This is a genomic window from Pseudomonas sp. RIT-PI-AD (genome assembly GCF_025642785.1).
In the GTDB taxonomy this organism is placed as follows: domain Bacteria; phylum Pseudomonadota; class Gammaproteobacteria; order Pseudomonadales; family Pseudomonadaceae; genus Pseudomonas_T.
Genome location: NZ_JANZKU010000006.1, coordinates 31,381 through 45,125 on the forward strand (window position 1 = coordinate 31,381; position 13,745 = coordinate 45,125).

Annotated in this window: 11 protein-coding genes; 6 read left to right on the forward strand and 5 right to left on the reverse strand. The window is 67.1% G+C overall.

Translation table 11 applies throughout. From position 1 onward, the window contains the following. Positions 1-3 precede the first annotated feature (3 nt). The 5 genes from OGL92_RS07135 to OGL92_RS07155 are packed head-to-tail and all read left to right on the forward strand — an operon-like array spanning position 4 to position 5,003. Positions 4-1,380 carry a diaminobutyrate--2-oxoglutarate transaminase family protein gene (locus OGL92_RS07135; protein ID WP_263142177.1) on the forward strand — a complete coding sequence of 459 codons (1,377 nt, stop codon included), beginning with the start codon at positions 4-6 and terminating at the stop codon, positions 1,378-1,380. Continuing rightward, positions 1,377-2,681, forward strand: coding sequence for a SidA/IucD/PvdA family monooxygenase (locus tag OGL92_RS07140; RefSeq protein WP_263142179.1), 1,305 nt, complete (start codon positions 1,377-1,379; stop codon positions 2,679-2,681). The genes OGL92_RS07135 and OGL92_RS07140 overlap by 4 nt, the downstream gene beginning before the upstream one ends. Positions 2,682-2,688: 7 nt before the next feature. Continuing rightward, entirely contained in the window at positions 2,689-3,960 is a 1,272-nt protein-coding gene (locus tag OGL92_RS07145; RefSeq protein ID WP_263142180.1) for an FAD-binding oxidoreductase, read from the forward strand. Between the two features lie 13 nt (positions 3,961-3,973). After that, positions 3,974-4,603: an FMN-binding negative transcriptional regulator gene (locus OGL92_RS07150; protein ID WP_263142181.1), complete on the forward strand. Its 630-nt coding sequence runs from the start codon at positions 3,974-3,976 to the stop codon at positions 4,601-4,603. Positions 4,604-4,613: 10 nt separating this feature from the next. Further along, complete coding sequence (locus OGL92_RS07155) at positions 4,614-5,003, forward strand: tautomerase family protein (RefSeq protein WP_263142182.1); 390 nt, start codon at positions 4,614-4,616, stop codon at positions 5,001-5,003. A 52-nt stretch (positions 5,004-5,055) separates the two neighbouring features. On the opposite strand, the gene OGL92_RS07160 is transcribed toward OGL92_RS07155, so the two are convergent. The 5 genes from OGL92_RS07160 to OGL92_RS07180 form a co-directional block, all read right to left on the reverse strand. Next, on the reverse strand, positions 5,056-6,399 hold the full coding sequence (locus OGL92_RS07160; protein ID WP_263142183.1) for an MFS transporter: 1,344 nt from the start codon (positions 6,397-6,399) through the stop codon (positions 5,056-5,058). Between the two features lie 123 nt (positions 6,400-6,522). Next, the gene (locus tag OGL92_RS07165; RefSeq protein WP_263142185.1) at positions 6,523-7,197 is read right to left on the reverse strand and encodes a GntR family transcriptional regulator; all 675 of its coding nucleotides are present in this window, start codon (positions 7,195-7,197) and stop codon (positions 6,523-6,525) included. A gap of 7 nt (positions 7,198-7,204) precedes the next feature. Beyond that, on the reverse strand, positions 7,205-8,896 hold the full coding sequence (gene ilvD, locus OGL92_RS07170) for a dihydroxy-acid dehydratase (protein ID WP_263142191.1): 1,692 nt from the start codon (positions 8,894-8,896) through the stop codon (positions 7,205-7,207). A gap of 22 nt (positions 8,897-8,918) precedes the next feature. After that, a complete protein-coding gene (locus OGL92_RS07175; RefSeq protein WP_263142193.1) occupies positions 8,919-10,262 on the reverse strand; it encodes an FAD-dependent oxidoreductase in 1,344 nt (447 codons plus the stop codon). Between the two features lie 198 nt (positions 10,263-10,460). Next, positions 10,461-12,155 carry a di-heme-cytochrome C peroxidase gene (locus OGL92_RS07180; RefSeq protein WP_263142195.1) on the reverse strand — a complete coding sequence of 565 codons (1,695 nt, stop codon included), beginning with the start codon at positions 12,153-12,155 and terminating at the stop codon, positions 10,461-10,463. 419 nt (positions 12,156-12,574) lie between these two features. On the opposite strand from OGL92_RS07180, the gene OGL92_RS07185 reads away from it, so the two are divergent. Then, on the forward strand, positions 12,575-13,738 hold the full coding sequence (locus tag OGL92_RS07185) for a type III PLP-dependent enzyme (protein ID WP_263142197.1): 1,164 nt from the start codon (positions 12,575-12,577) through the stop codon (positions 13,736-13,738). Positions 13,739-13,745 lie beyond the last annotated feature (7 nt).

Sequence of the window (13,745 nt, forward strand, 5' to 3'; positions counted from 1 at the left end):
ACGATGAACAGCGAGAAGTTCGAGTATCTCAATCGGCGGGAATCCAACGCGCGTACCTATTCGCGGAACGTCCAGCGGGTTCTCAACTGGGGCTCCCTGGCCCAGGTCCGGGACGACGAGGGGCGCCATTACATCGACTGCCTGGCCTGCGCCGGTGCGCTGCCCCTGGGGCACAACCACCCGTTCGTCCAGCGCCAGGTGATCGATTTCCTCCAATCCGGCCAGTTGCAGCAGGCGCTGGACCTAGCGACCCCGGCCAAGCTGCGTTTCATGGAGGCGCTGTTCGCGATCCTCCCGGAGAACCTGGCCGCCCAGGCCAAGGTGCAGTTCTGCGGCCCTTCCGGCGCCGACGCGGTGGAGGCGGCGCTGAAGCTGTTCAAGACCGCCACCGGGCGGCGCCCGGTCGTGGTGTTCCAGGGCGCCTATCACGGCATGACCCACGCGACCCTGGGCATGATGGGCAACCTGGCGCCGAAACAGGCCATCAGCGGCATGCCCGCCGAGGTGCATTTCCTGCCCTATCCCTATACCTACCGCAGCCCCTTCGGCGCCCAGGTAGATGCCCGCGAAACCGAGCGGCTCAGCCTGGCTTGCCTGGAAAACCTGCTGAGCGACCCGGAAAGCGGGGTGAACAAGCCGGCGATGCTGCTGGTGGAGCCGATCCAGGGCGAGGGCGGCTGCATACCCGCCAGCGACGAGTGGCTGCGCGGCGTGCGGGAAATCACCGCGCGCCATGGCGTGCCCATGGTGCTCGACGAAGTGCAGAGCGGCATCGGCCGCAGCGGCGACATGTTCGCCTTCGAACGTGCCGGCATCCTTCCGGACGCGGTCCTGCTGTCCAAGGCCATCGGCGGCGGCTACCCGCTGTCCCTGCTGGTCTACCGCGAGGAATACGACCGCTGGCAGCCCGGCGCCCACGCCGGCACCTTCCGCGGCAACCAGATCGCCCTGGTCAGCGGCGCGGCGACCCTGGAGTTCATGCGCCAGGAAAACCTGCTGGAGCAGGTGCGGCGCAAGGGCGAACGCCTGCGCCAGGGCTTGCTCGACCTGCAACGGCGCTTCCGCTGCATCGGCGACGTGCGCGGCCGGGGCCTGATGCTGGGCATGGAACTGATCGAGCCGGACGGCCCGCGCGACGCCCTGGGCCATCTCCCGGCGGCCGGCGACCTGGCCCGGGCGATCAAGAAAAGCTGCCTGAACGAAGGGCTGATCATCGAGAGCGGTGGCCGCCAGGGCGCCGTGCTGCGCTTCCTGCCGCCCCTGGTGATCACCGACGCCGAAATCGACGCGGTGGTCGAACGCCTGGGCAACGCCATCGCCTGCCACCAGCCGGCGTTGCGTGCCGTGTCGCGGGTCGCGGCCGGGGAGATGCCCGCATGAAACCGACACCTTTGCTGGATGTGCTGGGGGTCGGCTTCGGCCCCGCCAACATCGCCCTGGCCATCGCCCTGGAGGAACTCGCGCCGGAATTGAGCGTGCGCTTCATCGAGCGGCGCGACGGTCCCCATTGGCAACCGGGGATGCTGTTGCCCGGCTCGGATATCCAGAATCACCCGCTGCGCGACCTGGTGACCCCGCGCAACCCGCGCAGCCGCTACAGCTTCACCAACTTCCTGTTCGAGAATAAGCGCCTCTACGAACACCTGAACCTGCCGCTGCACTACCCCTTGCGGCTGGAGTACGCGCAGTACGTCAAATGGGTCGCGCAGTTCTTCGCCGGCCAGGTCGACTATCACAGCGAAGCCAGCGCGATCGAGGCGGTGGAGGCCGGTGTCGACGCGCCGGTGGCGCACTACCGGGTACGCACCGCCGATGGCCGGCTCTACCGCGCCCGCAGCCTGGTGTTCGCGCCGGGCCGGACGCCGCACGTTCCGACGCCCTTCGCGGCTATCCGCGACCCCCGAGTGCAGCACCTGAACCATTACCTGCCAAGCCTGGCCAAGACCCTGGAGGATGGCGGGGAACGCCGCGTGGCGGTGATCGGCGGCAGCCAGAGCGCGGTGGAGATCCTGCTGCATGCCAGCGAGCAGGCGGGCGTGGCCAAGCTGGTCGGCTATACGCGTAACTTCGGTTATCGGCAGAAGGACACCAGCCCGTTCTCCGACGAGGTGTATTTCCCGGGATTCGTCGACGCCTTCCACGGCGCCAGCGAAGAGAACAAGGCGCGGCTGCGCCGCGAACTGGTCTACACCAACTACTCCGCCTCCGACATCGACGTGCTCAACCAGCTCTATGTCCGGCGCTACGAGGAAGGGCTGCGCCAGCAGCAGCGGATCGAGCTGCGCACCTGCCAGGAAATCCTCGACTGCCGTCCGGAGGAGGCCGGGATCGAGCTGCATAGCCGGCATTTCCTGACCGGCGAGGTGAGTTGCGAGCGCTACGACCTGGTGATCCTCGCCACCGGCTTCCTCGACCTGGGCAACGGCGAGCGCCAGGAGCCCTGGCCGCCGCTGCTGGCGCCGCTAGCGGCGCGCCTCGGCGACTTGCCCCTGAGCATCGCCCGCGACTATCGGGTCGAGCTGGGCAGCGCCGCGCCGGTCTATTTCAATGGCCTCTGCGAGTCGAGCCACGGCATGGGCGATGCCGGCTCGTTCAGCCTGTTGGCGCTGCGTTCGCAGCACATCGTCGACTCCCTGGTGCAACAGGTGACGCACAAGCTCGAGTGCCCGCGTTATGCCTGAGGCGGGGTTGAAAGAGTGGCTCGCGGCTCTGTCGATCTGGCAACTGCAGGCCACGGAGCGGCCCTTGCGGGTGCCCGCGCTGCCGGCACACAGCGACCTGCTGATCGTCGGCGCCGGCCTCGGCGGCCTGTCGGCCGCCCTGCACGGGCTCGACGCCGGCTGCTCGGTCACCCTGCTGGAGGCGCGCCACGTCGGCGCCGGCGCCAGCGGGCGTAATTCCGGGTTCGTCGTGCCGGCGCCGTCGCGGCATACCCCCGACAGCCTGGCGCGGCATCTGGGCGAGGCCGCCGGCCCGTTCGCCCGTGGCCTGCAACAGGCCAGCGAGCGCCTGCTGGCCCTGCCCGGAGCCTCGCCGCTGCGCGGCTGGATGCAACCCTGGGACTCGCCCTACGACCCGCGCGCCCTGGACACCCTGGCGCGGGACTGGTGCCGGTTGGGCGTCGAGGTGGAGGTCGCCGACCGGCAGCGGCTGCACCGCGAGCTGGGCACCGAGTGCTATGCCGGCGGGCTGTGCTTCGAGCAGGGTGGGCAGGTCGATCCCTATGCCCTGGTGCAAGCCATGGCGGCGCGCGTCGAGACCGCCGGCGGAGTGGTGCGGGAAGGCTGTGCGGTCCTGGACATCCGCGCCGAAGGGGCGGGCTACCGCGTGCGCACGGCCCAAGGCGATGTCCATGCCTCGCGGGTGTTGGTGGCCGGCAACGCCTACGGGACCGATGCCAGCGCCGGTACCCGGCGTTCCATCAGCCCCCTGGCGCTGGTCCTGGCGACCTTCCGCATGCCGGCGCAGGCGCCTGGCGACGCGCGCATGCCATTCTCGGATAACCGCAAGGACATGTGGTTCTTCCGCACGCTGCCCGGTCAGCGGTTGCTGACCGGTTGCTTCGCCTTGCCCGCGCTGCGCGGGCGCCGCCAGTGCGAGGCCTTGCTGGGCCAGCGCATCCGCCATCTATACGGCGTCGAGCCGGACGCGCTCGAACACCTCTGGGCGGGCTGGGTCGGCCTGACCTTGAACGGCCTGCCGCGGGTGGATGTCCGCGGCGAGCGGCTGATCCACTGGAGCGGTTGCAATGGTCGCGGGTTGGCCCTGTCGAGCCTGATGGGGCGCCTGCTGGTGGAGCGCCTGCTCGATGGCCCGGCCCTGGGGCTGCCGCCCAGCGCACGCGAGCCCTGGCAGGGCACCGCCCTGTTGGGCTGGCTCGGGCGCCTGGCGATCGCCTTGGACCGCCGCCGGCGCCGCCGCGGCCTGGCGCCGGCCGTCACTCCCACTTTCGTTCGCTGAGAGTTCTCTCCCCATGAATCACTGCCCCTTCCATTACAGCGACTACCGCTGCACGCGCCGGGATCTGATCGACCGTTTCATCGATGCCTTCCCGCTGGCGCTGATCACCTCTTACGTCGAGGGGCGCTACCACAGCAGCCATATCCCCCTGCTGCGCAACCCGGACGGCACCCTCTACGGCCACGTGGACCGGCGCAATCCGCAGTTCGAGGCGGGCGCCGGTTTCGATGCGCACATCGTGTTCGTCGGACCGTCGAGCTACATCCCGCCGGAGGCCTACCGGCACCGGCAACTGCCCACCTGGAATTACCTGGCGGTGCACCTGGACGCGCGAGTCGAGGTGATCGACAGCGGGCCCGAGGTCCTGACCATCCTGCAGCGCACTGCCGAGCAGCTGGCGCACTGCGGCTCGACGTTCCAGGTGGAGGAGGAAGACCCGCGGGTGGTCGCCAACCTGCCGCACATCCTCGGGCTGACGATCACCCCGTCGAGCATCGAGGGGCGCTTCAAGCTGTCCCAGGACAAGCGCAGCGAAGACAGCGCCTCGGCCCTCGACTGGCTCCTCGACAAGCGGCGCGACGATCTCCGCGACCTGCTGGAGCTGCTAAAGGATTTCACCGCCCCGTCCTCCGTCACCCCATAGGGAAGCCCCAATGCCCATCGTTCGTATCGAGGAGTCCGGCCCGCGCGAGCCGGAGCAGAAGCGCGCCATCGTCGAAACCGTCTATGCCGCCCTGAAGGAGGTGTTCGGCGTCAGCGACGAGGAACTCCAGGCCCGCTACCAGAGCTTCGCCGCCGAGGACTTCCGCGCACCGGGAGACCGCGAGCATTACCTGCACGTGCACATCACCCTGTTCCAGGGGCGTACCCTGCCCACCAAGCGCAGGCTCTACCGGGTGCTCAGCGAGCGCCTGTCCCGACAGTTGGGCGTGCCGACCACCGCCATCCTGGTGCTGCTGGACGAGCATCCCGCGGAAAACTGGGGCATGCGCGGCGGTATCGCGGCCTGCGATATCGATTTCGGTTATTCGGTGCAGGTGTAGCACCGGCGACGCGAGAGACAGGCGCCGCCGAACGAGCGGCGGCGCCCGGCGTTCAGGTGCTCAGGCGCGGCCGCGCCGGAATCCGGGTTTCGTTCTGGCCCGCGCCGGGAGTGGGGCGGATCTGGCTGGCGGCGACGATGCCGAGCATCACGCAGGCGGCGATGAAGTACCAGCCATAGGAGTAATCCTTGAGCCCGGCGCCGTCGACCACCACCAGGGCGGCGAAGATCTTCGCCGAGAAGGCTGCCACGGTGTAGCCGACGCCGTTCACGAAGCCCATTGCCTTGCCGTACACCTCCGGGGTGAAGATTTCCGCCGGCACGGCGAGGAACGGGCCCCAGGCCATGTTGCCGAAGAACCCCATGCCGCACAGTGCGAGCAGCAGCAAGTTGTGGTCGGCGTGCTGCAGGCTGGCCAGCAGCGCGATGAAGGGCACCAGGCCGATGAAACAGGCCAGGATCATCACCCGTCGGTTGCCATGGAACACCTTGTCGGACAGGTAGGACGAGGTGAAGCTGCCCACCGCGCCGGCGATGAAATAAGCGGCGCTCCACATGCCCATCTGCACCAGGCTGAAGCCGAATACGTCGGACAGGTACAGCGGAATCCAGGTCAGCGCCCCGTAGAGGGTGATTTGCATGACGATGTCGACGAACACCACGGCCACGTAGGAGCGGTTCTTGAAGAAGTCGCGAAAGCGCAGGCTGCTCTGGCGGAGGATATCGCCCTGGGCGTTGGCGTATTCGCCCCGGTTCAGGGTGCCGGCCTCGATTTCGTCGCGGTAGGCGTAGTCCAGGTCGGCCTCGGTGACCCGCGCGTACTGTTCCGGACGGTCGTAGACCCAGCGCAGGATCATCAGCAGCGGGAGAATCCCCAGGGCGCCGGTGACGTAGAACACCAGGCGCCAGCTTTCGGCATGGGCCGCCAGTTGCGTGGCCAGCACGCTGGCCCAGGCCGGCGTCAGGATCCAGGCCCAGGACAGCAGAGCCTGGGCGCGGGCGCGCCCTTGCTTGTTGAACCAGCGCATCAGGATGCGCGCGGAGGGTACGTATTCGGTGCCCACCATCATGCCGAACAGGGCCATCCGCCAGAGGTATTCCTCGCGGGTTTGGATGTGGCCCATCCAGACCGTCATGACCGACCAGGCGATCACCGAGAAGATCAGGATGCGCCTGGCGCCGAAGCGGTCGGTGAGCAAGCCGGACACGTACTGGGACGGGCCGTAGAACAGCAGCATGAGGAAGGCGCCGGTGCCGATATCGGATGTCGTCAGGCCGATGTCGTGGGCCATCGAAGGCATCAGCACGCTGCTCTTCACGCGGTCGAGGTATTGGATGCTGTAGGCGGCGAACAGCACGATGGCGATCCACCAACGGTAGGGCATGAGCGCTTTCATCATCGATCTCCGTTATTGTTCTTGTTTATGAATATCAAGGATATGCGTCTGACATATCAGTCATTCGGGCAAGACCCGCCCACGTCTCCCTGGCGGGTCGGGCGGCGTGCCTGGCCGGGTGCTTCAGTCCAGGGTGGCGCGGGTGAAGGTCTCCACGTTGTCGATCAGCCGATCGAGGTCCTGCATGGCCAGCTCGGGTTGGTTGGCGGCGATGTGCCGGGCGATCCGCGCGTGCAACTGTGCCGCTTCCGGCAGGTTGGCCGACTGCTTGTAGTGGGCGAACCAGAAACGCCGCGACAACCCTTGCATCAGCTTCATCACCGCCGTCGCGTAGTCGTTGCGCCCGGCTTGCAGCAACAGACGGTTGAAGCTTCGGTCGAGGGCCAGGAAGGCTTCGCCGTCGCTGCTGGCGCCGGCGGCGTCGAGGCGCTCGGCGAGGTCGTCGAAGGCTTGGCGTTCTTCCGCCTCGGCGCGCCGCGCCGCCGACCCGACCAGGTAACGCTCGATCTCGCGGCGCACTTCCAGCAGTTTGAGCTGCTTGCGCACGTCGATCTCGGAGACGATGATCCCGCGCTTCGGCATGATCACCACCAGACCCTCCCGGGCCAGCTGTTGCAGGGCCTCGCGCACCGGCGTGCGGCCGAGGCCGAGCAGCGCCGAGAGCATGTTCTCCGAGACCACCTGACCCGGCGCCAATTGCAGGGTCACGATGCGCTCTTCGATCTGCGCGTAGGCCTGATCCACCAGGCTTTCCTCGGCCGGAAGGAGTTGGCGGGGAGGGGAGGCGAGAGAACTCATGTGTGTGTCATCCGTCCTGATTGAATGAGCGCGCACCCAGAACCGCGCCCTGGGACAAAGGTTGCACGAGTTGCTGGTACATCGCCAGCCAGCCTTTCTCCGTGGTCGGCGGGCGCGGCGGAAGGGCTGCCAAGCGAACCTCCAGTTCTCCGGGCGGAAGGTCCAGGGCGATCTGCCGGCGCTCCAGGTCGATGAGGATGCGATCGCCGTTGCGCACCGCCGCCAGCGGGCCGCCTTCCGCCGCTTCCGGCATCACCTGGCCGATGGTGATGCCGCTGTTCAGCCCGGACAGCTCGCCGTCGGTCACCACCGCCACTTCGCTGCCGAAGCCGGCGCCGACCAGGGCCGCCATGAAGCTGGCGGCGAACACCGTACCCGGCCCGCCCTTCGGCCCGAGCATGCGCAATACCACCACGTCGCCGTTGCGGATGCCGTCGTTCTCCAGGCCGGCGATGGCCAGGTTCTCGTCCTCGAAGACCACCGCGCGACCGCTGAACTGGCGCACGTGGGCCGGCACCGCGGAGAGTTTCACCACCGCCCCGTCGGGGGCGAGGTTGCCGCGGATCACGATCAACCCCGGCTCCGGGCGCAGGGGACGGTCCAGCGGCGCGATCACCGCCGGGTCGGGTTCGGCGCATTCGGCGAGGTTCTCGCCGAGGGTGCGCCCGGAAACGGTCAGCACCTCGGCGTCCAGCACCGGTAACAGGCGCTTCATCGCCCCGGCGCAGCCGCCGGCGGCGGCGAAGTCTTCGATCCGGTCGGGGCCGTTGGGGCGCACCTGGGTGATCTGCCCGAGTTGCCGGGCGGCGGCCTCGAACTCGCCGATGATGTCCACCGCGCACTCGCTTTCCAGGGCGATAGCGGTGAGATGGCGCACCACGTTCACCGAGGCGCCGATGGCCACCGCGGTACGCACCGCGTTGCGGAACGCCGCGGGGGTCATGATCCGGCGCGGGCGCAGGTCGTCCTCCACCAGCCTGACGATGGCCTGGCCGGCGCGTTCGGCGAGGGCGTAGAGGGCGTCGCTGCCGGCGCGGATCGGCGCGTTGCCGGTCAGGCTCATGCCCAGCGCCTCGGCCATGCAGTGCATGGAGTTGGCGGTGGCCATGCCGGCGCATACGCCCGGGCCCTTGATCGCATGGCGGGTCATTTCGGTGAGGTTGGCCAGTTCGATGCGGTTGGCCTTCAGCGCGCCGACCGCCTTGTAGACTTCCTCGATGTCCACGTCGCGGCCGCCGCACTGGGAGCCCAGTTGGTAGCCGCAGGTAAGCACCAGGCTGGGCACGTCGAGGCGGCCGGCGGCCATCAGTTGCGCGGGCGTGGTCTTGTCGCAGGAGGCCAGCAGGATCATGCCGTCGAGTTCGGCACCTTCCACCTGCACCTCGACGTCGTTGACCAGCAGGTCGCGGGTCGGCATCAGGTAGCGGCCCTGCTTGCCGGCGCTGGTGACGAAGTCCGAGGGTGCCACCGTGCGGATCTCGAAGGGCAGCGCGCCGGCGGCACGGATCGCCGCCTGCACCCGTTGCGAGACGTCGTCGAGGTGCTGGTAGCAGACCGACAGCTTGCTCGACGAGTTGACCACCGCGATCTTCGGCTTCTCGAAATCCGCTTCCGGGATGCCCATGGCGATCCATTGCGAGCGGCGGACCGCCCAGCGGGTGGTGCCGGGGGTGAAGTTACTGCGCAGTTTGCGTGTCATCGGGTTTTCCTCGTTCTCCGGCTCAATCGAGCCGGGCGCCGTCACGGTTGAGCAGCGCGCGGATGGCGCTGCCTTGCAGGTCGCCTGCGTCGAGCCCTTCCCGGGCCATCAGCGCTGCGGCGTGGCCGAGCGCATGGCCGTAGGAAAAGCATTGGGCGGTGACCCGCGCCGAGGCCACCGCCTCGTGCTCGGCCGACAGGCAGCGGCCGGCGGCCAGCAGGCCTTCGCCCTGGCGCGGGATGAAACACCCCAGGGGGATTTCGTAGAAGTCGTTGAGCAACCACTCCACCTTCGGCCGTTCGCCGCTGTGCAGCTCGATCGGCCAGGGGCTGCGGGCGATGCCGTCGGCGGACTTGCGCCCGGCGAGGATGGCGGCGTTGCTCAGGGTGTCGCGGCCGACGAGCTGCCGGGTCTGGCGCACCCCGACCTGGGGCGCGGTGTCGTTCACCCAACTGGCTTCGCAGCCGGCGATGTAGGCCTTGAAGAAGCGCGCGTATTCGCGGACCTGCAGGCGGCCTTCCAGCTCGGCCTCGGTGAAATCCTGATAGTTCAGCGGATTGAGTTCGCGGCCGTCGGCCCCGGTGACCCGCGTGCAGTTGCACAGCAGTTCGTCCGGGCGCGGCGTGGGGAACAGCCAGATCTTGCTGCGTGGTAGGCGATAGCCCTGGCCGTTGGCCTCGGCGATCATCGCCGAGACCGCCGGCGGCATGATGGTGTCCGCGCCATAGGTGCGCGAGAAGCGCGCGACGTCGACCCCGGAGAGCTTGAAGATCATGGTCGGGTTCTGCACCCGGCCGTGGTCGCCGATGGTGTCGGGCAGCCCCGCCATGGCGATCAGGTCGGCATCGCCGCTGGCGTCCACCGTCACCGGCGCCAGGATGCGCAGCTTGCCTTGCTTGGTGTAGACCTGGGCGCCCAGGGTGCGCTCGCCCTCGCGGATCACCTCGGTCACCAGGGCGTGGTAGAGGATGCGCACGCCGGCCTCGCGCAACAGGGCGTCGGCGACCTCGCGCCAGACCAGCGGGTCGTGCACGCGGGTATAGGTCTTGCCGTACCTGAGCGGCTCGGTGAGGCCCTGGCGGCGCTCCAGGGCGGCGACGAACTCGTCGACGAAGCCGTGCACCAGTTGCCGCGGCGGGGCGTCGCCTTCGGCGGCCTCGTACAAGCCGCAGAGGGTGCCGGAGAGCCCCGCGACGGCGCCTCCGCCGCAGAACCCGTACTTTTCCACCAGGGTCACCGCGCAGCCACGGCGCGCGGCGGTGATCGCCGTGGCGACGCCGGCGGCGCCGCCCCCGACGATCAGGACATCGGTATGCAGCAGGGTCACCGGCCGTGCATCGCTGGGATGCGGAAGGGGAGCGCTCATGGGGGGTGTCACTCGTGCTTGTCGTTATGGACCTACCTTCGTACAGCGGTAAAAGATTGTCAACATTCAACTGACATATTAGATGTCGCGTGTGTTTTGAAATGAAGGGCTCGGGACTGACGTGCCTGTGGCGATCGGGGGGAGGGGGTCGCGGGAAACCGACCACGGCGAGGGATCGCCGTGGTCGGGCCGGTTAGGTCAGAGCAGCTTCAGGTATTCCAGCAGCGCGGTTTTCTCGGCGGCCGGCAACTGGGTGCCGAACTCATGGCCGCAGCGGCTGTTGCCGGAATCGCGTTGGCTGCAATCGGTGGTTTGCAGGCTGTAGCCGAAGCGATCCTGCTTCGCCGCCAGGCCGATCGCGTCGATGTCGTAGGCGGGACCCACGGCGAAGGATGCGACCCGCTCGGAAGCCGGCTTGAGCAACTCGGCCAGCGTCGGTACCGAGCCGTTGTGCAGGTAGGGCGCCGCCGCCCAGATGCCTTCCAGCACGCGGGACTCGTAGGGGAACTGGGGTTCCGCGGCCACGGCCTCGGTGCGGTAGGCATCCTTCAACTGCGCGGTATGGGCGACGTTCAACTGGGCGAAGGCCTTCTGGCCCTGGGAGGAGGGTTTGAAGGTGTGCTGCAGGATCGAGCCCAGCACCGCCGTGGCGAGGGTGTTGAACGCGGTGTCCTGCGGTTTCAGCGCCGGCTTGATCAGGACCTTGGCGCCGGACAGCACGCCGGTGTTCACCTCGCGCTTGAGGATGCTGTATTCCCGGCTATCCGTGCCGACGTCCACCAGCTTGGTGGCCCAGGTCTCGTCGCCGATGCCGCGGAATTCGCCCTTGCGGATGCCGTGGCATTCGACGCAGCCGCCGTCGGCGGTGCTGCGGTTGTAGATGGCCTTGCCCTGTTCGGCGAGGCCGAGGTCCACCTTCCACGGCCACTTCGGCGGGCCGATGCGGCGGATCAGTTCCTCGAATTTCTCCAGGCCATGGAAATTCGCCGAGTTGTCGCCCAGGTAGTTGATCTTCAGCAGGGATTTGTCCTTCTTCGGATGGAAGATGGCGAAGACGCCGTACACCTCGCCCAGATTGCGCGCCAGGGAAAACACTTCGTTGCCGTTCTGGGAAAAGCCCGGCCATTGGGTGTAGTCCTGTTTCGAGGCGTTCCACAGGAAGGGATAGCGCACCGGGGCATCGGCCGGCTGGATGTTGTCGGGAATCATGAAGTGTGGCGGAGGCCCGATGTCCAGTCCGGCCAGCCGGTTGAAGATCATCGACACCGCGTCCAGGCGCGCCGGACCCCAGGGCGGGTCGGGCAGCGCGCGCTGCATCAGGGTGTGATAGGGCAGGTACCAGTCCTTCACCTCTTGTTGCAGTTGCAGGCGTTGCATCTGGGTGGCGCCGGAGCCGAGGACGTTCAGGGCGAAGGCGTCGAACACCTCGTCCTGGTTGACTACCCGGCCCATGGCGGCGTCCAGGTCGGAGAGCAGGTGCTGGAAGTCGACGATCGCCGGCCCGCCGTCGATGCGGTAGGCCTGGCCGCCCACTTCGATCTGCCGGGTGTGGCAGGCCGAGCAGTTCATGCCGATGTTCTGCCCGGTGTGGTCGTTGGTCAGGGTGAACCCGACCGGCAGGTTCTCCACCGGTCCGTTCGGGTTGGGCAGATAGCCGTAGCGGCTCAGGTTGTCGGCGGTGAAGGGCGTGCCGTCGGCTTGCTTGAGGGCGATGATCCAGCTCGCCGGCATGATCCGCGCACCCTGGTCGTAGGTGTAGTACTCCTGGCGATTGTGCTCGCCCCAATGGGAACCCTGGTCGACCTGGATGGGTTCGGGTGGCGCGGCCCGGAGTCCGGTGGAAATGGCGCAGGCCAGCAGGCCCGCCTGGAGTGCGGCAGAGGGAGTGCGCATGTCGACGTCCTTGCGTGGGTGAGAACTTCCTTATGCCTGGATTTAAGCAGTCGCCAAGCCAATTGCAATACTAAAAGTGAGGGTATTGGAGCGCCTTCGATCAGGCCGTCGGCCTGGTTCGGGAACGTTGATTTGTCATGCCGGTCGGTTATCCAGAGGTTGAGCGAACGCCCGTGGAAAAACGGGGTGGATCGTCGGCAAATTTTTGATTGATCTGCGCTCCCCTTGGTCCTACAGTTCGCGCCCGAACGTCCATGCTGGAAACGATCCATCCGGCTCAAGTACTGACGACGAGAGGTTGCCCCCGGTAATCCTCGGCGACATGCCTTGGGAAGTAGGCGAACCAAAGTGGGGAAACGGATTAGACGTTCACTTTCACCCCTTTCATTTCCTTTGTTTTGCCATATGGAGTTCCCCGCATGCCGATCCAGGTAGAAGACTATTTCGCGCGCGAAACCTTCCAACGCATGAAGGCGTTCGCCGATCAGCAAGAAACCCCGTTCGTGCTCATCGATACCGCGATGATCGGCAAGGCCTACGACGACCTGCGCGCCGGTTTCGAATTCGCCAAGGTGTACTACGCGGTCAAGGCCAACCCGGCCGTGGAGATCATCGACCTGCTGCGCGATAAGGGCTCGAACTTCGACATCGCCTCGATCTACGAGCTGGACAAGGTGATGAACCAGGGCGTCGGTCCCGAGCGCATCAGCTACGGCAATACCATCAAGAAATCCCGCGACATCCGCTACTTCTACGACAAGGGCGTGCGCCTCTACGCCACCGATTCCGAAGCCGACCTGCGCAACATCGCCAAGGCCGCGCCGGGCTCCAAGGTCTACGTGCGCATCCTCACCGAAGGTTCCACCACCGCCGACTGGCCGCTGTCGCGCAAGTTCGGCTGCCAGACCGACATGGCCATGGACCTGCTGATCCTCGCCCGCGACCTGGGCCTGGTGCCCTACGGCATTTCCTTCCACGTCGGTTCGCAACAGCGCGACATCAGCGTGTGGGACGCGGCCATCGCCAAGGTCAAGGTGATCTTCGAGCGCCTGAAGGAAGAGGACGGCATCCACCTCAAGCTGATCAACATGGGCGGCGGCTTCCCGGCCAACTACATCACCCGCACCAACAGCCTGGAAACCTATGCGGAGGAAATCATCCGCTTCCTCAAGGAAGATTTCGGCGACGAACTGCCGGAAATCATCCTCGAGCCGGGCCGCTCGCTGATCGCCAACGCCGGCATCCTGGTCAGCGAAGTGGTGCTGGTGGCGCGCAAGTCGCGCACCGCCGTCGAGCGCTGGGTGTACACCGACGTGGGCAAGTTCTCCGGCCTGATCGAAACCATGGACGAAGCCATCAAGTTCCCGATCTGGACCGAGAAGAAAGGCGAGATGGAGGAAGTGGTCATCGCCGGCCCCACCTGCGACAGCGCCGACATCATGTACGAGAACTACAAGTACGGCCTGCCGCTGAACCTGGCCATCGGCGACCGCCTGTACTGGTTGTCCACCGGGGCCTACACCACCAGCTACAGCGCGGTGGAGTTCAATGGGTTTCCGCCGCTGAAGGCGTTCTATCTGTAAGCCTTTC